General features: G+C 71.4%; 21 protein-coding genes. 11 read left to right on the forward strand and 10 right to left on the reverse strand.

Annotated features, from left to right (window positions below; all coding sequences use genetic code 11):
• The first annotated feature begins 1 nt into the window (after position 1).
• The 4 genes from K4S16_RS06275 to K4S16_RS06290 all read left to right on the forward strand — a co-directional run bounded on the left by K4S16_RS06275 (position 2) and on the right by K4S16_RS06290 (position 4625).
• Positions 2-904 carry an FHA domain-containing protein gene (locus tag K4S16_RS06275; RefSeq protein ID WP_149257771.1) on the forward strand — a complete coding sequence of 301 codons (903 nt, stop codon included), beginning with the start codon at positions 2-4 and terminating at the stop codon, positions 902-904.
• Positions 901-2409: a hypothetical protein gene (locus tag K4S16_RS06280; RefSeq protein ID WP_235036601.1), complete on the forward strand. Its 1509-nt coding sequence runs from the start codon at positions 901-903 to the stop codon at positions 2407-2409. Before K4S16_RS06275 ends, K4S16_RS06280 begins: the two co-directional genes overlap by 4 nt.
• On the forward strand, positions 2397-3251 hold the full coding sequence (locus tag K4S16_RS06285; RefSeq protein ID WP_308800781.1) for a glutamate ABC transporter substrate-binding protein: 855 nt from the start codon (positions 2397-2399) through the stop codon (positions 3249-3251). Before K4S16_RS06280 ends, K4S16_RS06285 begins: the two co-directional genes overlap by 13 nt.
• Positions 3252-3425: 174 nt before the next feature.
• On the forward strand, positions 3426-4625 hold the full coding sequence (locus K4S16_RS06290; RefSeq protein WP_149257772.1) for a hypothetical protein: 1200 nt from the start codon (positions 3426-3428) through the stop codon (positions 4623-4625).
• On the opposite strand, the gene K4S16_RS06295 is transcribed toward K4S16_RS06290, so the two are convergent.
• Positions 4586-5206 carry a hypothetical protein gene (locus K4S16_RS06295; protein WP_149257773.1) on the reverse strand — a complete coding sequence of 207 codons (621 nt, stop codon included), beginning with the start codon at positions 5204-5206 and terminating at the stop codon, positions 4586-4588. The genes K4S16_RS06290 and K4S16_RS06295 overlap by 40 nt on opposite strands.
• A gap of 136 nt (positions 5207-5342) precedes the next feature.
• Here K4S16_RS06295 and K4S16_RS06300 point away from each other — a divergent pair, with 136 nt between their 5' ends.
• Complete coding sequence (locus tag K4S16_RS06300; RefSeq protein ID WP_308800782.1) at positions 5343-5861, forward strand: PH domain-containing protein; 519 nt, start codon at positions 5343-5345, stop codon at positions 5859-5861.
• 13 nt (positions 5862-5874) lie between these two features.
• On the opposite strand, the gene K4S16_RS06305 is transcribed toward K4S16_RS06300, so the two are convergent.
• The 6 genes from K4S16_RS06305 to K4S16_RS06330 are packed head-to-tail and all read right to left on the reverse strand — an operon-like array spanning position 5875 to position 12903.
• A complete protein-coding gene (locus K4S16_RS06305; RefSeq protein WP_149258077.1) occupies positions 5875-7320 on the reverse strand; it encodes an FAD-binding oxidoreductase in 1446 nt (481 codons plus the stop codon).
• 2 nt (positions 7321-7322) lie between these two features.
• Entirely contained in the window at positions 7323-8168 is an 846-nt protein-coding gene (locus K4S16_RS06310; protein WP_149257774.1) for an ABC transporter permease, read from the reverse strand.
• The gene (locus tag K4S16_RS06315; protein WP_149257775.1) at positions 8165-9028 is read right to left on the reverse strand and encodes an ABC transporter permease; all 864 of its coding nucleotides are present in this window, start codon (positions 9026-9028) and stop codon (positions 8165-8167) included. Before K4S16_RS06315 ends, K4S16_RS06310 begins: the two co-directional genes overlap by 4 nt.
• Positions 9028-10281, reverse strand: coding sequence for a spermidine/putrescine ABC transporter substrate-binding protein (locus tag K4S16_RS06320; protein WP_235036602.1), 1254 nt, complete (start codon positions 10279-10281; stop codon positions 9028-9030). Before K4S16_RS06320 ends, K4S16_RS06315 begins: the two co-directional genes overlap by 1 nt.
• On the reverse strand, positions 10278-11432 hold the full coding sequence (locus K4S16_RS06325; protein WP_149257776.1) for an ABC transporter ATP-binding protein: 1155 nt from the start codon (positions 11430-11432) through the stop codon (positions 10278-10280). Before K4S16_RS06325 ends, K4S16_RS06320 begins: the two co-directional genes overlap by 4 nt.
• Positions 11433-11469: 37 nt before the next feature.
• Entirely contained in the window at positions 11470-12903 is a 1434-nt protein-coding gene (locus K4S16_RS06330; protein ID WP_149257777.1) for a gamma-aminobutyraldehyde dehydrogenase, read from the reverse strand.
• 164 nt (positions 12904-13067) lie between these two features.
• Between K4S16_RS06330 and K4S16_RS06335 the strand changes: the two genes are divergently transcribed.
• The 6 genes from K4S16_RS06335 (at position 13068) to K4S16_RS06360 (ending at position 16359) form a co-directional block, all read left to right on the forward strand.
• Positions 13068-13529: an Lrp/AsnC family transcriptional regulator gene (locus tag K4S16_RS06335; RefSeq protein ID WP_149257778.1), complete on the forward strand. Its 462-nt coding sequence runs from the start codon at positions 13068-13070 to the stop codon at positions 13527-13529.
• Between the two features lie 96 nt (positions 13530-13625).
• Positions 13626-13883 (forward strand): DUF1778 domain-containing protein, encoded by a 258-nt coding sequence (locus K4S16_RS06340; protein ID WP_149257779.1) that lies wholly within the window; start codon positions 13626-13628, stop codon positions 13881-13883.
• A gap of 27 nt (positions 13884-13910) precedes the next feature.
• Positions 13911-14402 carry an NUDIX hydrolase gene (locus K4S16_RS06345; protein WP_305790867.1) on the forward strand — a complete coding sequence of 164 codons (492 nt, stop codon included), beginning with the start codon at positions 13911-13913 and terminating at the stop codon, positions 14400-14402.
• On the forward strand, positions 14395-14832 hold the full coding sequence (locus tag K4S16_RS06350) for an HIT family protein (RefSeq protein WP_149257780.1): 438 nt from the start codon (positions 14395-14397) through the stop codon (positions 14830-14832). The genes K4S16_RS06345 and K4S16_RS06350 overlap by 8 nt, the downstream gene beginning before the upstream one ends.
• Positions 14833-14953: 121 nt before the next feature.
• Positions 14954-15670 (forward strand): ATP-binding cassette domain-containing protein, encoded by a 717-nt coding sequence (locus K4S16_RS06355; protein ID WP_149257781.1) that lies wholly within the window; start codon positions 14954-14956, stop codon positions 15668-15670.
• Positions 15667-16359 carry a hypothetical protein gene (locus tag K4S16_RS06360; protein WP_149257782.1) on the forward strand — a complete coding sequence of 231 codons (693 nt, stop codon included), beginning with the start codon at positions 15667-15669 and terminating at the stop codon, positions 16357-16359. Before K4S16_RS06355 ends, K4S16_RS06360 begins: the two co-directional genes overlap by 4 nt.
• A 206-nt stretch (positions 16360-16565) precedes the next feature.
• Here K4S16_RS06360 and K4S16_RS06365 read toward each other — a convergent pair whose 3' ends face one another.
• The 3 genes from K4S16_RS06365 to rlmN form a co-directional block, all read right to left on the reverse strand.
• Positions 16566-17390 carry a DUF1963 domain-containing protein gene (locus K4S16_RS06365; RefSeq protein ID WP_149257783.1) on the reverse strand — a complete coding sequence of 275 codons (825 nt, stop codon included), beginning with the start codon at positions 17388-17390 and terminating at the stop codon, positions 16566-16568.
• A 63-nt stretch (positions 17391-17453) separates the two neighbouring features.
• A complete protein-coding gene (locus tag K4S16_RS06370; protein ID WP_149257784.1) occupies positions 17454-17957 on the reverse strand; it encodes a DivIVA domain-containing protein in 504 nt (167 codons plus the stop codon).
• A 67-nt stretch (positions 17958-18024) separates the two neighbouring features.
• The gene (rlmN, locus tag K4S16_RS06375) at positions 18025-19170 is read right to left on the reverse strand and encodes a 23S rRNA (adenine(2503)-C(2))-methyltransferase RlmN (RefSeq protein ID WP_149257785.1); all 1146 of its coding nucleotides are present in this window, start codon (positions 19168-19170) and stop codon (positions 18025-18027) included.
• Positions 19171-19206 lie beyond the last annotated feature (36 nt).

Raw genomic sequence — 19206 nt, forward strand, 5'->3', positions numbered from 1 at the left:
CATGGCGAGCTGCCCCAGCGGACACACCTCGCAGTCGCAGGACTACTGCGACGTCTGCGGCGAGCGCATCGGCGGCGCCCCCTCCGGCGCCGCCGCGGGCGCGTCCGCCCCGCAGCCGTCGCCGGGCGGGACTCCGTGCCCCGACTGCGGGACCCCGAGCACCGACCGCTTCTGCGAGGCGTGCGGCTATGACTTCGCCATCGGGGGCGGCAAGCCCACCCCGGCGTCGGAGCCCGCCCCCTCACCGGCGCAGACCGCGCCGTATGAGGCCATGTCCCCTGAGTCCGTCCCGTCCGGGTCCCCTGCGTCCGTCCCGTCCGGACCCCACGCGGCGCAGCGCGGGCCGTCCGACCCGCGGCGCCCGCCCGCGCCTCCCATTCCGGCGCCGCCCGTGCCGGCGCCGCCCGTGCCCGCTCCCCCGGTCCCGGCTCCGCCGGTCCCCGCGCCGCCGGTTCCGACGCATCCCGTCCCGGAGCCGTCCGCCCCCGGGGCGGTGTGGACGGCGGTCGTCCGCGCCGACCGCGAGTACTACAACACGGTCATCGCCGAAGAGGGGCCCGACTCGGCGTCGCTGTCGTTCCCGCCGTACGCGCCCGAGCGGCGCATCCCGCTCACCGGAGGCCAGGTCCGCATCGGGCGGCGCAGCTCCTCGCAACCCTCTCCGCCCGAGATCGACCTGCGCGAGCCCCCCGAGGACCCCGGCGTCTCCCACGTGCACGCGGTGCTGTTGGCGAAGCCCGACGGCACCTGGACGCTGGTCGACCCCGGCTCCACCAACCGCACCTGCGTGAACGGCTCCACCGCCCCCATCCCCTACAACGTGGAGGTCCCGCTCACCGACGGCGACCGGATCCACGTGGGCGCCTGGACCACGATCACGCTCACCCGAGGCGAGGCGACATGACGGCCGTCCAGCAGTCCCCGCCGGCGGGCCCGCCGAGCCCCGCCGCGCACGCGCCGCCCCCGGCCCGGGGCGGAGGCGGCGGGGACCTCCGCCCGGCCGCCGCGCCGACCGGTGTCGCGCGGCTGCTGCCCCGCACCGTCGCGGCCCGCGTCCGGGCGCTGACCGTGCTGTCGCTGGTGCTGCTGGTGGCGCTGCTCGGCGTCGCCTGGGCGGCGATCGGCGACGCCCGCGAGGGGGTGCGGGTCATCGGGCACGACGCGGGCCCGCAGGTCGTCGCCACCGGTGACCTGTACTTCCAGCTCAGCGACATGGACGCGCAGCTCGCGAACGCGCTGCTGATCGGCGACGCGGCGGGCGGCGGGCGCGAGCAGGCGCTCGCCCGCTACGACCAGAACCGGCGCAGGGCCGGCGACGCGCTGCTGAAGGCCGCCAAGCTCGCCGACGAGACGACCGAGAACAACACGGCCCGCGACCTGCTGGACGCGCTGGCCCGCTACGAGCGCCTCGCCGGGCAGGCCCTGCTGCTGGACCGGCAGAGCCCCCACGCGTCCGGGCCTCCGGCGCAGAAGGTCGTCGACCTCTACCGGCAGGCGACCGACCTGATGAAGCTGGACCTGCTGCCGAAGGCGTACAACCTGACGCTCGACAACGGCACCCTCGTCCGGCACACCTACGAGGACAAGCGGTCGGCGGTCCTCGCCGGCCGCACCGGCATCCTCGCCACGGGCCTGGCGCTCGTGGCCGTCCTCGCCGGATTCCAGCTCTACCTGGCCCGGCGCTTCCGCCGGCTGCTGAACGTTCCGCTCGCGCTGGCGACGCTCGGAACGCTCGTCCTTGTCGCGGCGGGCTCCCTGATGCTCACCGGCCAGGCGGACCATCTGCGCCAGGCCAAGGAGGAGGGCTTCGACTCGATCCTGGGGCTCTCGCGGACCCGCGCCATCAGCAACAGCGCGAACGCCGACGAGACCCGGTTCCTGCTCGACCCCGGACGGGCCGACGCCTACGAGCAGGTGTACCTGAGCAAGTCGCAGACCGTCCTGTACCTGAAGGCCGGGAACCTGACCCAGTACAACGCGGCCGTCCAGAAGGATCTGTCCTTCGAGCCCGGACGCGTGCCGTTCCTCGGCTTCCTGGGCGCCGAGGCCGGGCGGCCGGCGCGGTCGGCCGCGCAGAAGGCGCGGCTCGCGGACGGCATGAACAAGGTGCTCGCCGACTACCAGAAGGTCCAGGCGAACGACCGCCGGATGCGCGACCTCGCGGACGGGGGGCAGCGCGACCAGGCGGTCGCCGCCCGCGGTGCGGCCGCCGCCGACTTCACCCGGTACGACCGCTCCCTCCAGGCGCTGGTCGCCATCCACCAGAGGGCGTTCGACGAGGCCGTGAAGGACGGGGACGGCGGGACGAGCGGCTGGTACGCCGTCCTGCCCGCCGCCGGCGTCGTCATCGCGGCGCTCGTGCTCATCGGCGTGCGCCCCCGCCTGGCCGAGTACCGGTGGTCGAAGTGAGGGCGCGGCGCCTCGCGGCGGCGGTGCTCGCGGCCGCGGCCGTCCTCGGCGCGGGGACGGCCTGCGCGATCGCGGACGCCCGGGAGGACTCCGTCGCCGGCAAGAAGGCGCTCGTCATCGGCGTGAACGGCGACCAGCCGGGGCTCGGCGAGCGCCAGGGCGACGGCTCGTTCACCGGATTCGACGTCGACATCGCCAAGGAGATCGCCCGGCGCCTGAAAGTGCGCGCCGGCGACGTGACGTTCAAGCGGGTCACGTCGGCGACCCGCGAGAAAATGCTTCAGGACGGCGACGTCGACCTCGTGGTGGCCAGCTATTCCGTCACGCCCGAACGCAAGGTTCAGGTGTCGTTCGCGGGTCCCTACTATGTGGCCCACCAGGACATTCTCGTCCGCCGTTCCGACGCCGGCCGCATCCGGAACATCGACGACCTGAAAGGGCGGCGGCTGTGCCGCGTCCCCGGGTCGGTGTCGTTCCCGCGCGTCCACGACGAGCAGGGCGTCGCGGCGCTGCCGGTCGAGGCGGGCGGGTACGCGGGGTGCCTCACCGAGCTCACCGGGGGGCGGCTCGACGCCGTCTCGACCGACGACCTGATCCTCGCGGGCCTCGCGGCGAAGGCGTCCGGGAGCGGCGGCGGGCTCACGATCGTCAACGCCCCGTTCACCGACGAGCCGTACGGCGTCGGCATCAGGAAGGGCGACGTCAACGGCTGCGAGGCGGTCAACAAGGCGATCACGGGGCTGTACCAAGACGGCACCGCCCCACGCCTGCTGGACAAATGGTTCCGCCCCGCCGGGCTGAAAGTCACCACCACCGTCCCGCAATTCGAGGGCTGCGTCTGAGAATTCGTCACCGAGCGCATGGGAAGTGTCACGGAATGGCACGGGACGGACCGGTGAGGCCGGCCGGTCACTGAGATCAGTCGGTTACGTAAGTTTTGGTCGGCCCACGTGATCGTAAGTTATGGTCGCGATCAAAACCCGTTCCGGTAATCAGCGTCACGCCCGAGGAGTGCAATGACGACGGTCATCCTGGTGGTGATGTGCGTCGTGGTGGGGGCGCTCGAACTGTACGCGGGCAAGCAGAGCCGGGACCAGGCCAACGCCTTCACCCGCCGGATCGACGAGCTGAACGACCAGGTCACCAAGCAGAACAACGTCCTGGTCACCGTCGGCGAGCAGCTCACCGCGGAGCTGTCGCGGGTCAAGCAGGACGTGCTGCCCGCGCTCGACAACCGGCTCCGGCAGAACACCGGGCAGGTGGAGGAGCTGGCCGGGCTCGTCCACCAGGCGGACGACTACCTGCGGACCCAGGCGGGCAGGCTGCACGAGCTGGAGCAGCAGCGCATCACCCTCGCCGCGCTGCGCCGCAAGCTCGGCGAGGTCGAGACGTCGGTGCGGTCCGTCACCCGCGCGGGCGGCGAGACCGCCGACGGCAGGGTCGACGCGGCGCTCGGCCGGCTCGCGGAGCTCGAACGCGGCGGCGAGGAGATCCTGGAGCTGCAGCGCGCCCTCACCCGCACCCTGGAGGACGTCGAGGACGTCGTCGCCGAGCTGCTGCAGTTCACCGAGGGCGAGCTCGACGACACCGTCACTGCGGCGCTCACCGGGCGCCCCCGCGCCCACGGCGGCGCCGTCACCGCCACGGGGCGGCTGTGGACGCGCGACGAGCAGCTGGAGGACATCCTCTGCGACATCTACGAGCGTTGCGTGCGCGCCAGCCGGCTGGACGTCCGGTTCCGCACCGCCGAGGACGCGAACGGCTCGGCGCCCGGCTCCCCGGAGCGCCGCCGCTACTTCCTCGGCGGCCACGCCAGCGAGGACCTCGCGGGCGTGTTCAGCGCGCTGCTGATCTCGGCGGGCGCCGGGGCGCGCTCCAACGGCGGGCTGTCGGGCGGCGAGGCCAAGCGCGGGCTCGCCAGGGTCGAGCCGGGCGTCCCGCCGGGCGTGGAGCCGGTCCGCGCCCCCGAGGACGAGGCGGCGCTCAAGGCGCTCCTGCGGACGCTGGCGGAGTGCTCGGGCGCCGTCGCGCAGATCGGCCCGCTCATGGCCGTCCGGACGCGGGACGAGCTGCTGTGCGCGGTGCTGACGGCCGCGCAGTCACTGGAGCTGGAGAGCGACGAGGTGTTCTGGGACCCGGCCGCCGCGAGCGTCCGGCTGCGGCGGCTGCCGTCCCATCAGCTGTGGGACCTCACCGGCTGGGCCACCGCGCCGTAGGCCCGCACGGAACGCTCCGAAGGGCCGCCGATGCGCACGTAGAGAGGGCACGTCAGGGCGCCGGTCCACGGGTCGGCCTCGACGCACAGGCCGATCCCGGCGGCGCGGTCGAGGAACACCGCGTTCTCCACCGCCCGCGCACCGCGCACCGCGTACGGCACGGAGTCGGCGTCACCGGTGTCGAAGAGCTCCTCGAACGTCAGCCGCCGCGCGAACCGCATCAGCACGGCGGCGTCCACGACGCGGCTGCCGATCGCCGCCGACGGACCCGCCACGACGATGCCGAAGCTCGGGTCCTCCCGGCCGCGCACGTAGATCTCGCGGTCCGGTTCGAGGCCGCGGCGGCGGTCCGGGACGTGCACGCCGAAGCCGGCGTCGCCGTTCAGGTAGGCGGGCGGGCCGAACCCGGGCGCCGGCGCCCCCTCGCGGACGCGCAGCGCGCCCGCGGGCATCTCCCAGCCGGGCAGGTACACCCCGAGGCCCCGCAGCAGCAGCCGCCAGATGGGACGTCCGGTCACGTCGGGAGCGAACTCGCCGCGCGGGCCGCCGGCCCCCTGCGGCTTCGCGGCGTCACCGTCCATGAGAACCATGATCGGCGAACGGATCCGCCTCCGACAAGGCCCCGCACGGGGGCGGAGCCCTTACCGCGCGGCCCCTGCACCGCCGGTTCCGCGTCGGCTACGGTTGACCCACCCGGATCATGACGAGGACGCCGCCGTGAATCTGCAGGACATGATGGTGCACCGCGACACCTCGTCGCGCACCGTCGACAAGTATCTGATGTCCTACGAGGGCCGTGTCATCGCGGTGCGGCGGCACCCCGCCGTCCTGCTGCTGCCGGTGTCGGTCGTCGTGCTCGGGCTCATCGCGTGCGGCGCGGCGAGCGCGGTCACCGGGCAGGTCTGGCTCTGGTGGCTGTGGCTGATCGCCGTCGGCTACCTGACCTGGAAGGTGATCGCCTGGTCGGTGGACTTCTTCCTCGTCACCGAGCACCGGGTGATGGTCGTCAACGGCGTGCTCAACCGCAACGTCGCGATGATGCCGCTCGCCAAGGTCACCGACATCGCGCTGAACCGCTCGGTGACAGGGCGGATCCTCGGCTACGGCGAGTTCGTGATGGAGTCCGCGGGCCAGAAGCAGGCGCTCCGCAACGTCGGCTTCATGCCGTACCCGGAGCAGCTGTACCTGGAGGTCTCGTCCGTCATCTTCGGCTCCGTCGACGAGTCGCCGGACTGATCCCCCTTCGGGGTCAGGAGTCGAAGCCGAGGCCCATGCGGTCGAGGGTGCGGAGCCAGAGGCCGCGGCGTCCGGCGTTGCGGTCGGCGCGGGCGATCTCGCGCCGGGTCAGTTCGATGACGCCGTAGCGCAGCGGTTCGGGCGGGAACGGGACGGGCTTGGTGCGCACCATCTCCAGCCGCGTCCGCTCGGTCTCCTCGCCGGGTGCGAGGCCGACGCTCAGCAGGTCGAGCATGGTGTCGGCGCCGAAGCGGGTGGCGCCGACACCGAGGCCGGTGTAGCCCGCCGCGTACGCGAGCCTGCCGTCGTAGGCCGTCCCGAAGAAGGCGCAGAAGCGGCTGCACGTGTCGATGACGCCGCCCCAGGCGTTGCTGAAGCGGATGCCCTCCAGCTGCGGGAACGTGGCGAAGAAGTGCCGGGCCAGCGTCGTGTACGTGGAGGGGCGCCGTTCCAGGCCGGGGTGGAAGCCGTTGCCGAAGTGGTAGACGGCGTCGTAGCCGCCCCACAGGATCCGGTCGTCGGCGGTGAGCCGGTAGTAGTGGAACTGGTTGGCGCTGTCGCCGAGCCCTTGCCGGTGCCGCCAGCCGATGGCCTCGCGCTGGGCGGCGGAGAGCGGCTCGGTGACGAGCGCGTAGTCGTACACGGGGACGACGTAGTGGCGCAGGCGCCGCAGGACCGGCGGGAAGGCGCCGGTTCCCAGGGCGACCTTCCGGGCGGTGACCGTCCCGAGCGGACCGGGCTCGCCGCCGTTCCGCCGCGGGGGCGCGGCGGCCGTGAGCCGGAGCCCGCGGGCGTCGGAACGCATGGCCGTGACGCGGGTGTTCTCGAAGACGCGGACGCCGAGGGAGCGGCAGGCGTCCGCCAGGCCCCAGGCGAGCTTGGCCGGGTGCACCATGGCGACGCTGTCGCGGTCCCACAGGCCCGCGAGGTAGGTGGGCGAGTCGACCTCGGCGCGGACCGCCTCCGGGCCGAGCAGGATCGGTTCCCAGCCGTGCTCGTAGGCCTTCTCCGCCGCCTCCTGGAGCAGCGGGACCTGCCACTCCTCGGTCGCGACGCTCATCTCCCCGGTGGGCTCCCATTCGGCGTCGATGCCGTAGCGGGTGAGGGTCTCACCGATGGCGCGCAGGTTGTCCCAACCGAGGCGTTCGAGGGTGTGGACGTCGTCCGGCCAGCGTCCGAGGCCGTTCTCCAGACCGTGGGTGAGGCTCGCGGCGCAGAACCCGCCGTTGCGTCCGGACGCGGCGGTGCCGATGCGGCCGGCCTCCAGCACGACCACGTCCAGGGACGGGTCGCGCTCCTTGGCGAGCAGCGCCGTCCACAGGCCGCTGTACCCGCCGCCGACGACGGCGAGGTCGCATGTCAGCGCACCGGTCAGGGCCGGGCCCGCGGCGGGACGGGCCGGGTCCTGGAGCCAGAAGGGCTCCGGCGCGGCGTCGGCGAGCGACTGGGCCACGTTCACGTTCACGTCCGCGCGCGGTAGCTGCGCCGCGCCGACACCACCGCGATCACCACGCCGACCGCGAAGATGATCGTCCCCATCACGTTGACCTGCGGCGGGGTGCCGGTCCTGGTGGAGCCGTAGATCCACAGCGGGAACGTCACGGTGGCGCCGCTGGTGAAGTTCGTGATGACGAAGTCGTCGATGGACAGCACGAACGCCAGCAGCGCGCCCGCCAGCACGCCCGGCATGATCATCGGCAGGGTGACCAGGCGGAACCGCGTCCACGGGCCGGCCCCGAGGTCCTGCGCGGCCTCCTCCACCGAGGGGTCGAGCCCGACGACGCGGGCGCGGACCGTCACGGCCACGAAGGCGATCGAGAACATCACGTGCGCGAGGAGGATCGTCAGGTAGCCGCGCGGCAGGTTGAACGTGACGAACATCGACAGCAGCGACGCGCCCATCACGATCTCCGGGCAGGAGATCGCCATGAACAGCACCAGGTTCGTCGAGCCCTTGCCGCGGAACCGGTACCGTCCGAGCGCGAGGCCCGCGAACGTCCCGATGACCGTCGTGATCAGCGTGCTGAACACCGCGATCGTCAGCGAGTTGACGACCGCCGCGGTGAGGTCGCTCTTGTCGAACAGGTGGGCGTACCACTTGAGCGTGAAGCCCTGCCACTGGAAGTTCTGCTTGCTGCGGGTGTCGTTGAACCCGAACAGGATCATGATCGCGATGGGCAGGATCAGCCACGCGATCAGCGCGAGGGTGTAGAGGTGCAGGACGGAGATCCGGCGCCTGAGGGGTGCGCGGCGCGGCCGCGGGGGCTGCTTGGTGAGGGTCACCGGGGCCTCGGTATGCGTCGTCATCGGCCGGCCGCCTCCAGGACGTCCTGCGTGCCGAGCGTGCGCGCGTAGGCGAAGATGCCGACGAGCAGGATCGCCATCAGCGCGAACGACAGTGCGGACGCCATCGGGTAGGCGCTGTTGTTGAAGTACTCGGTCTGGATGACGTTGCCGATCATGGTGTTCTGCGGGCCGCCGAGCACCTCGGCGTTGACGTAGTCCGACGACACCGGCACGAACGTCATGATCACGCCGGCGAACACGCCGGGCAGCGACAGCGGCAGGATGACCCGCAGGAACGCCTGCGTGCGGCTCGCGTACAGGTCGTAGGCCGCCTCCACCACGCGCGGGTCGACGCGTTCGAGCGCCACGTAGATCGGCAGGGCCATGAACGGCAGGAAGTTGTACGCGAGCCCGGACACCACCGCGGCGCCGGTGTCGAGGATGTGGAAGCCCTGCGGCAGGACGCCGTGGTCGCGCAGCGGCCCGAGGATCGGCCCGTTGTCGGTGAGGACGAGCTTCCACGAGACCGTTCGCAGGATGAACGAGACGAAGTACGGGAGCAGCAGCATGAACAGGTACGTCGACTTGGCGCGCCCGCCCCGGAACGCGATCCAGTACGCGGCCGGGTAGGCGAGCACAATGCACGCGATCGTCGCGAGCAGCCCGTACCAGAGCGACCGGACGAACTTGTCGCCGTAGGTGCTCAGCCCGTCGGTGTAGTTCTGCCAGTGCAGCGTCTGCTGGAAGCCGTCGATGAGGTTCCCGGTCTGCAGCGACAGGGAGACCATCAGCACGAGCGGGACAAGGAAGAACGCCGCCAGCCACAGCCCGCCCGGGAGGATCATGAGGTACGGCGCGAGCCGCCCCCGCACCCCGCCCATCACGAGCCCTTGGAGATCGGCTCGAAGATCTTCTGGTACTCGGCCTCCTCGGCCTGCGTGAGCCGCCGGTAGTGCCGCAGCCGGGCCAGGTCGGCCTGCGAGGGGAAGATCAGGGGGCTGGTGCTGAGCCGGATCAGGTCCTTCTTGTCAGAGCCGCCGGCCTGCTCCGCCTTCTGCGCGATGAGCTTCTGGGTGGCCGGGATCGGCGGCATGTAGTTGATGAACTCGGTCAGCGGCGCGTTGTTCTCCGGGACGTACAGCCAGTTCATCAGCATCAGCGCGTCCACCGGGTTCTCGGCGGTCTTCGGGATGCACAGGTTGTCGGTCCAGATCGTGCCGCCCTCCTTGGGCACCACGAACTTCACGTCGGGGCTGGTCAGGCTGTACACGTCGCCGGACCACGCCATGGTCATCCACACGTCGCCCTTGCTGACGGCGTCGACGTAGTCCTGGCTGTAGTACTTGCGGACGATGCCCTTGTCGCGCTGCTCCCGCAGCTTGGCGGCGGCCTTCTCCCAGTCCGCCTTCGTCGACTTCTCGGGGTCGATGCCGAGCAGGAACATCCCGAAGTTCCCGAGCTCCTGCGAGTCGCCCATCATGCCGACCTTGCCCTTGTACTTCGGGTCGAACAGCTGGGCGATGCTGGTGATCTCCTCCTTCACGTACTTGGTGTTGTACGCGATCCCGGTGACGCCCGACTCGTACGGGATCGTGAAGGCGTTGCCGGGGTCGTAGGAGGGGTTCTTGAACGACGGCCCGGCGTTCGCCTGGAAGTTCGGCAGCTTCGACAGGTCGAGCGGCGCCAGGTAGCCGAGCTGGCGGCACTGCTCCAGCTGGATCCCGTTCGTCATCACCATCAGGTCGAAGCCGATGGACTGGCCGGCGGCCAGCGGCGCCTGGATCTTGCCGAACCAGGGGCCCATCTCCTGGATGACCTCCTTGTAGGTCACCTTGACGCCCGTCTCCTTCTCGAACGCCTTGATGGTCTCCCGGTCGTCCTGCATGTAGCCCGGCCAGTTCGCCCAGTTGAGCGTGCCGTTCTTGGTCTTGCCCGCCCAGTACTTCTCGACGTCGCTCTGGCTGACCTTCTCCTTGCCGCCCTGGCCCTTCACCCCGCACGCCGACAGGGCGAGCCCGGCGCCGGCCGCGCCCATCAGCCTGAGGACGTCGCGGCGGGCGGGGCCGCCCGCGCTGGAACGCGCCAGACGCGGCCTGGTGAGTCCGCGCAGGAAGGCGGGGTCGAACTGGCTCACTGTGGGGCTCCTATGGCGTACGAGTGGCACGGGTCCCACGACAGCCAGACGCTGTCGCCGCGCACGGCGACGTCTTCGGCGGACGTGGCGTTCTGGAGGAACACCACGACGTCGGCGCCGGCCGAGGTGGTGATGTTGTAGTTCGTCGACGTCCCGAGGTACACGACCTCGGTCACGGTCCCCCGGACCGCGCACAGCCCGTCACCGGGCTTGTCCAGCCCGATGCAGATCTTCTCGGGGCGCACCGTCAGCTCCACCCGGTCCCCCTCGGCGGCCTCGCGGCCGTGCCGCATCGGGACCTCGATCCGCCCGTCCGGGCCGTGGGAGAGCACCGCGCTGCCCGGTTCGGTGCCGGTGACCTCCCCCTCCAGCAGGTTGGACGTCCCGATGAAGCCGGCCACGAAGCGCGTCGCGGGATGCTCGTAGATCTCCCGCGGCGTGCCGAGCTGCTCGATCACCCCGTCGTTCATGACGGCGACGCGGTCCGACATCGTCAGCGCCTCGCCCTGGTCGTGCGTCACGTACACGAACGTCACGCCGACCCCCCGCTGGATCCGCTTCAGCTCGACCTGCATGGCCTGGCGCAGCTTCAGGTCGAGGGCGCCGAGCGGCTCGTCCAGCAGGAGGGCCCGGGGCTCGTTCACCAGCGCCCGGGCCAGCGCGACCCGCTGCTGCTGGCCGCCGGACAACTCGGCGGGACGGCGCTTCTCCCGGCCCGTCAGGTCGACGATCTCCAGCATCCCGCCCACCCGCCGCGTGATCTCCGCCTTCGGAACGCCGCGCCGGCGCAGGCCGAACGCGACGTTCTCGAAGACGCTCATGTGCGGGAAGAGCGCGTACGACTGGAACACCATGTTCACGTCGCGCCGGTTGGCCGGCACGTCCGTGACGTCCTGCCCGTGCAACCGGACCCGGCCCGCCGACGGCTCCTCGAAGCCGGCGATCATGCGCATGGTCGTCGTCTTGCCGCATCCGGACGGGCCGAGCAGGGAGAAGAACTCCCCCTCCGCGATCGTCAGGTCGACGCCGCGGACGGCCGCCACGGTCTCGCCGTAGGCGTGGTACGACTTCTGGACGCCCTCGAGCTCGATGGCGGGGACGGCGCTGGCCGGATCGTCGCGCGGCGCCGCGACGGGTCGGGTCTCGGTCATGGGCGGGACTTCCTTCACGGGCTCCGGTCGGCGGCGCTCAGCCGCCGATGTAGTGCATGACGTGCTTGACGCGGGTGTAGTCCTCGATTCCGTACATCGACATGTCCTTGCCGTAGCCGGAATGCTTGAAGCCGCCGTGCGGCATCTCCGAGACCAGCGGGATGTGGGTGTTGACCCACACGGCCCCGAAGTCCAGTGCCTTGGTCATCCGCATGGCGCGGCCGTGGTTCTGCGTCCACACGCTGGCCGCCAGCCCGTACTGGACGCCGTTGGCCCACTCGACGGCCTGCGCCTCGTCAGAGAAGCTCTGGACGGTGATGACCGGACCGAACACCTCGTTCTGCACCATCTCGTCGTCCTGGCGGAGGCCGCCGACGACGGTCGGCGCGAAGAAGTAGCCGCGGTCCCCCACGCGCTCACCGCCGGTGAGGACCTTCGCGTGGCTGGGCGCCCGCTCGATGAAGCCCTGGACGCGCTCCAGCTGGTTCGCGTTGTTCACCGGCCCGTAGAAGGCGTCGGCGTCGCTGGGAGGTCCGACGGCCGTCCCCTTGGCGGCCTCGGTGAGCGCCTCGGTGAACTCCCCGTGCAGCCGGTCGGCGACCAGCACGCGGGTGGCGGCCGTGCAGTCCTGGCCGGCGTTGAAGTACCCCGCCTCGGCGATGCCCGTCGCCGCCGCCTCGACGTCGGCGTCGTCGAAGACGATCACCGGTGCCTTGCCGCCGAGCTCCAGGTGCACCCGCTTGAGGTCCTTGGCCGCCGACGCGGCGACCTCCATGCCGGCCCGCACGCTCCCGGTGATGGACACCATCTGCGGCGTCGGGTGCTCCACCAGCGAACGCCCGGTCTCGCGGTCGCCGCAGACGACGTTGAAGACGCCCGGGGGCAGGAACTCGGCCGCGATCTCCGCCAGCATCAGCGTGCTCGCGGGGGTGGTCTCGGACGGCTTGAGCAAGACGGTGTTGCCCGTCGCCAGCGCGGGCCCGATCTTCCAGACCGCCATCATCATCGGGTAGTTCCAGGGCGTCACCTGGGCGCACACCCCGATCGGCTCCCGACGGATCGAGGAGGTGTGGTCCGCCATGTACTCTGCGGACGCCTTGCCCTCCAGCACCCGGGACGCGCCGGCGAAGAACCGGAGGTTGTCCACCATCGGCGGCACCTCCTCCTCGAGGGTCATCTGGAGCGGCTTGCCGGTGTCCCGGCTCTCCGCCCTGACGAGCTCCTCCGCCCGCTTCTCGACCGCGTCCGCGAAGCGGAGCATCGCGAGGCTCCGCTCGCCCGGCGTGGCGTCGCGCCAGGCGGGGAACGCGTCGGCCGCCGCGCGGAACGCGGCGTCGACGTCCTCGGCGCCGGACACTGGCGCCTCCGCGTACGTCTCGCCGGTGCTGGGGTCGACCACCTCCAGCGTCCGCCCGTCCTTGGCGTCGACGTACTCTCCGCCGATAAAGTTGCGCAGCCGCTCGCCGCTCATCCTCAGGTCCCTCCTGGGCATCTTCGCCCGTTGTGTCCTGTTGGCCCGACCCTGACAGAGGATTCAGCCCAACACAAGTGATTCCGTTGTTACGATCCAGTTTCACGACTGATTCACTTGACCCAGAGGCCTCACACCCTCGATGCCGCAGCTAGGAGATCCTGATGGAACGGGCCCCCCGCGTCCAGCTCGACGAGACCGCCAAGCAGATCATCGAGCAGCTCCAGCAGGACGGCCGCCGCTCCTACGCCGCCATCGGCAAGGCCGTGGGCCTTTCCGAGGCCGCCGTGCGCCAGCGCGTGCAGAAGCTCCTCGACACGGGGGTCATGCAGATCGTCGGCGTCACCGACCCGCTCATGCTCGGCTTCCACCGGCAGATGATGATCGGCGTCAGGTGCGAGGGCGACCTGGAGAAGATCGCCGACGAGCTCGCGGCGCTCGACGAGATCGACTACGTCGTGATCACCGCCGGCTCGTTCGACATCCTCCTGGAACTCGTCTGCGAGGACGACGAACGCCTTTTGGAACTTCTCGGCCGAATCCGCGCCATACCCGGCGTTGTCTCCACCGAGAGCTTCGTCTACCTCAAACTTCGCAAACAGACCTACTCCTGGGGAACCCGCTGACTCCATCAGACACCCGACGATTCTCGTTCTCTGAGGGGATGTTCTGGCAACACCTCGCGGCGTACTTTTAAAGGCCGCAAGGAAGGGAGACCGGCCATGCCCGAGTCGGTTCGCCAGGACCTTCCGGTCGATCCCGCCGACGATCACATCGCCTTCCGGACCTCCGCGGAGCAGTTCCTCATGATCCGCACGGCGGCCGAGCTGATCGGCTGGACGGTCACCGACTACGTCCTGTCAGCCGCCCTGGACCGCGCCGAACGCGACCTCTACGAACACGCCGCCGCACAGGAGGCGGCGGCACCCGCCCCCGACCCGATCCCTCCCTACACGGCCCTTCTGCTGGCCCTGACCTGACCCGCCATGCCCGGCCGAGGGAACCCGTTGGCGGAGGACCGCGAAGGCAACGCGCTCACGGACTTCCTCCCGGCCGCCCATCCCGTCCCCGGTGACGCCCCGATGCCCGCGGCATTGGCGGCGGTCTGGCACGACCATCACCTCCTGCTGGTCTACGACCGCCACCGCCGCCAATGGGAACTCCCGGGCGGAGTGATCGAGGCGGGCGAGTCGCCCCTGGAAGCGGCGGTCCGCGAACTCCACGAGGAGACCGGCCTCCACCTTCCCGCCCTCACCCTCGCCGGCTACGCCCGTTTCCGCCTGGTCTCGCCGCCCCGAGAGGAGTACGCCGCCCTCTACACGGGCGAATCCCCCACCCGCCCCAGCAACTTCACCCCCACCGACGAAATAGCCGCGATCCGCTTGTGGGACCCGACCACCCCCCGTCCCCACCGCGCGCAAGTCCTCGACACGACCCTGGCCCTGATGACCCCACCCGGCCGGCTGGTGCGCGGGGCTGGAGAATGGGGGGATGGCTGAAGCTGCGAGCAAGGCTTGTCTGTTCTGCGAGATCATCAAGGGTGAGCGTCCCGCGCACATCGTGCTCGACGCACCGGACGCGATGGCGTTCCTCGACACTCGGCCACTGTTCAAGGGGCACGCCCTCCTGGTCCCCCGGACGCACTACGAGACGCTCACGGACCTGCCCGAAGACCTCCTCGGACCGTTCTTCGCCCAGGCCCAACGCCTGGCGAAGGCGATGGAGGACACGCTCGAAGCAGCCGGCTCGTTCGTCGCCATGAACAACCGGATCAGCCAAAGCGTCCCGCACCTGCACGTCCACGTAGTCCCCCGCAACCCGAAGGACGGCCTCCGCGGCTTCTTCTGGCCCCGCCAGAAATACGCCTCCGAAACCGAAGCCGCCACCTACGCAACCCGCCTCTCAAAAGCCCTCACCACCCCCACCTAACAACCCTGCGGGCGATACGACAGCACGGCTCGGTGGGTGAGGGGACGCTGCGGTTCGGGGGCGCCTCTTGGTGGCGGGTCTAACGGCCTCCTTATGCGGTGGGCTCTAGCGTCTGGTTGTCATGCGGCTGGAGCGTGTCGCCTTTCGTTACCGTCGGCGGGATCCGTGGGTGTTCCGGGACGTCTCGTTGTCGCTGCCGGAAGGAAGTGTGACCGAGGTGACCGGGCATAACGGCGCAGGGAAGTCCACTCTTCTCCGCGTGATGGCCGGCCTGCGCAGGCCCCGTGCGGGCGCCGTCAAGGGCCGTCCCGCGAGGGTCGGCTACGCGCCTGAGCGGTTCCCGGTGGACCAGCCGTTCAGCGTCCGCGCGTACCTGGGCCACATGGCGGCCATTCGGCGCGTCCCCGCCGCCGCCTGCGACGCCTGGGCGGAGCGGTTGAGCTTTGACCACCTCCTCGATGTCCGGCTTGCCGAGTTGTCGAAGGGCAGCGCCCAGAAGATCGGGATCGCGCAGGCGCTCATGGCGGACCCCGAACTGCTGGTCCTCGACGAGCCCTTCGCCGGCCTGGACGCCGCCACACGCGACGCGCTCCCCGGGCTGATCTCCGAGTTCGCGGCGCGCGGCTCCACCGTCGTCGTCAGCGACCACCAGCGCTGCATCGAGGCGATGCCCGGCGTCGACCGCCTGCACGTCGCCGACGGCTCCGTGACCCCGCTGTCGGCCGGGGGCGGAAGCGCCTGGACCGTCCTGGAGGTCGAGGTGCCCGCCGACGAGGCCGACACCGTGGAGACGAAGCTGCGCGCCGACGGCTACCGGGTCCGGAGGCCCGCAGAGTGATCGCGCTCGTCCGGTTCCAGGTGGCGGGATACCTCCGCTCGCTGCGCGTCCTGCAGCCGCTGATCGTCGTGGCGCTGGTCGTCGCGCTGGTCCTTTCACAGGGGCCGAGCGGCCCGGACGCCGCCGCCCTCGCCGTGCGGACGCTCGCGGACGTCGCGGCGATCCTGTTCCCCGTGTGGGCGTGGGCGGCCCGCGCCCTCCTCGACACCCAGCCCGACGAGCAGCGCGCCTTGACCGCCACTGCGGCCCGCCACCCGTCAGCACCCACATGGGCCGGTCTGCTCGCCGCTTACTGCGTGAACGTCTCACTGGGCGCGCTGGCACTGGCCGTTCCTCTCATTCAGGCCTTCCTGGTCGGTTCGCCAGGGCGAGCCGTCTTGGCGGGGTGCGCGTTGAACCTCCTCGTCGCCGTCCCGGGCACGCTGCTGGGGGCATGGACCAGCCGCGCCCTCATCCCCGATCCCGGCGTCTCGCTGCTGGCGCTCCTCGGCGGCGCGACCGCGCTCCTTCTCCTCGGCATGGGACGGCTCTCCTGGCTCTCCATCCCGATGATCGGCTGGATGCACGCGGCCCACGACGGCCCGAGCGCCTTCGTCTCGCACTTCCCCGCGACCGCCCTCCACGTGCTCGTCTGGTCCGCGGTGGTCGGCGCCGCCTACCTCCTCACCGTCCCCCGCCGCACCCTCTGAGAGCCCCGTGCGGGGTGGTCGTCCGCAGGACGGGCCCAGGAGTACGGGCCCAGGAGTGGTGATACCGGCCTCTTCCGCCCACGCCGCTGCCACGTCGCCCCGCCACGCCGTCCCCCCGCCCCCTCACCACCTCGCCACGACGCCACGACGGCTCATAGGCGGGGGCCGGGGGGGAACTCGCCCCTGCAGGGGCGGTGTGGCGTGTGTCAGGCGGCTTGGACGGTCAGCCATGCCTGCTCCAAGGGGGTGTCGCGGCGGTTGCAGAAATAGACGCGGCCCGGGTCGCCCCAGTACCAGCCGAGGCGATCGTCGGAGTCGAGTTGGAGGAGCAGGTGCCACTCCTCGACCGCGCGCCGCTCATCCGGGGTAAGGGCTGGGGGGTGGAGGGAGTTCAGGGTGCGGCCGGTCGAGGCGTACAGGCAGTCGGGGCCGAGCGGACGCTGGACGAGCGTCGGCCAGCCGCCCAACTGGTGGGCGGGTGCGTCGTCCGGGCAGGTGTGGCGGGTCCAGGCGGCGTGCAGTTGTTCGTACACGGCCACGATGCCGTCGTAGACGCTCTCCAGGCGCTGGACGGCTGCCTCCTGGGGAGAGGGCAGGGAGAGGAACGGAGCGGCGCCCAAGGTGGTCTCCGGGTAGGAGATGCTGCCCGGAGGCGGGGCCGTAGGGCGGAGGTCGCCGGTGAGGACGCGCCAGCCGCCGCGGTGACCGGGCTCGTCGCCCCAGGGGCGGGGGATCTCGCTCGCGTAGTAGAACGCGGCGCGGCAGGCGGGCAGGCCGGGGATCTCGGCGAGGCGGGCGAGGCCCGCGATGTCGATCGCACCTAAGAAGTCGAGCGGGCGGCCCTTCCACGTCGGCCATGGCTCGCCCGGCGGCAGCAGCGGCGCGCCGCCGAGGCGGACGGGCACCTCGCCATGGCCGGACAGGCGCAGCGCCGGCTTGACCAGGGGCAGCAGGAGGGCCGTGATCTCGGGGGCGAGGAAGGAGTCGAACAGGGCGCGGAGCCGTCGGTACTGTGCGGCGAAGGGGTCCATGCACGTAGCGTGGCGCGGCCCTCACCCGGCGCGCAGCATCCCGTGAAATTGTGGATAACCGCGTCAGCGTTCGAGCGCGGCCGACAGCTGCAGCAGGAAGCGGTCGACCTCCTGCTCGTCGTAGCCGGGCCCGAGCCGGACGGTGCGGAACGCGCTCTCCCGCACGTCGCGAGCGGTCACGGGCGGGGCGACGCCGCGCAGCCCGGCGATCACGCGGTCGAGGAACGCGTCCACGTCCCGCACGTCGTAGCCGGGGCGCAGCCCGGCGCCCGAGAACCGCGCGTTCTGGATCCAGTTGATCAGCCAGGCCGGCTGGGCGCGCGTGCGGCCGGGGCGCTCCCCGAACGGCGCCATGGCCTGGAGCTCCCTGATGCACTCGCGGAGCAGCTCGTCCACCGCGCGATGCTCGTAGCCGCGAAGGACGGTGGTGAAGCGCGCCTGGCGCACCTCGTCCGCGGACATCGGCGGTCCGCCGCTCAGCGCCTGCGAGACCCGCTTCAGCAGGGCGTCGACCTCGTCCCGGTCGTAGCCCCGCAAGACCACCGGCAGCCGTGTACCCGTCTTCACCGGCACCGCGCTCCTCAGCCGTGTCCCCTGCGCCCCGCGCGGCGCCAGGAACGCACCGGCGGCGCGCTCAGTCCTTGGTCGCCGCGGCCAGCTGCCCGCAGGCCCCGTCGATCTCCCTGCCCCGAGTGTCGCGCACCGTGACCGGGACCCCGTGGGCCTCCAGGCGGCGGACGAACTCGCGCTCGTCCTCGGGCCGTGAGGCGGTCCACTTGGAACCCGGCGTTGGGTTCAACGGAATCAGATTGACGTGCACGAGGTGCCCGCGCAAGAGCCTTCCGAGAAGATCGGCCCGCCACGCCTGGTCGTTCACGTCCTTGATGAGGGCGTACTCGATCGAGACGCGGCGGCCGCTCCGGTCGGCGTAGGCCCAGGCCGCGTCCAGCACCTCGGCGACCTTCCACCGGTTGTTGACGGGCACGAGGTCGTCGCGGAGCTCGTCGTCGGGCGCGTGCAGGGACACCGCCAGCCTGACCGACATGTCCTCCGCGGCGAGCTTCTCGATGGCCGGAACGAGCCCGACCGTGGAGACCGTCACCGACCGCTGGGAGATGCCCAAGCCGGCGGGCGCCGGATCGGTGATGCGCCTGACCGCGCCCATCACGGCCTTGTAGTTGGCCAGGGGCTCGCCCATACCCATGAAGACGATGTTGGAGACGCGTCCGGGCCCGCCTGGGATGCGTCCACGGGCGAGTGCGCGCGCGCCGGCGGCGACCTGCTCGACTATCTCGGCCGTGGACAGGTTGCGGGTGAGCCCTGCCTGACCGGTCGCGCAGAAGGGGCAGTTCATCCCGCAGCCCGCCTGGGACGAGACGCACATCGTGGCCCGGTCGGGGTACCGCATCAGGACCGACTCGAACAGGACGCCGTCGAAGGCCTTCCAGACGGTCTTGAGGGTCGTCCCCCCGTCGCAGTCCATCTCGCGTACGGGGGTCAGCAGCGACGGCAGCAGTTCGGAGACGAGGCGTTCCCGGACAGCGGCCGGCAGGTCCGTCATCTCGGCGGGATCGTCGACGAGGCGCGCGAAGTAGTGGCGCGACAGCTGGTCGGCGCGGAACGGCTTCTCCCCCAGCGCGGCGACCGCCTCGCGGCGCTCGGCCGTGGTGAGGTCGGCGAGGTGCTTCGGCGGCTTGCCGCGCCTGGGGGCGGCGAAGACGAGCTTCGCCGGGGTCTTCTCGGACGCGGCGCCGGTCGCGGCGGGCTGGGTGGTAGACATGGTCCTTCCAGTGTCGCAAACACCCGCGCGTGCATC

It is taken from the genome of Actinomadura sp. K4S16, assembly GCF_008327685.1.
Taxonomy (GTDB): Bacteria; Actinomycetota; Actinomycetes; order Streptosporangiales; family Streptosporangiaceae; genus Spirillospora.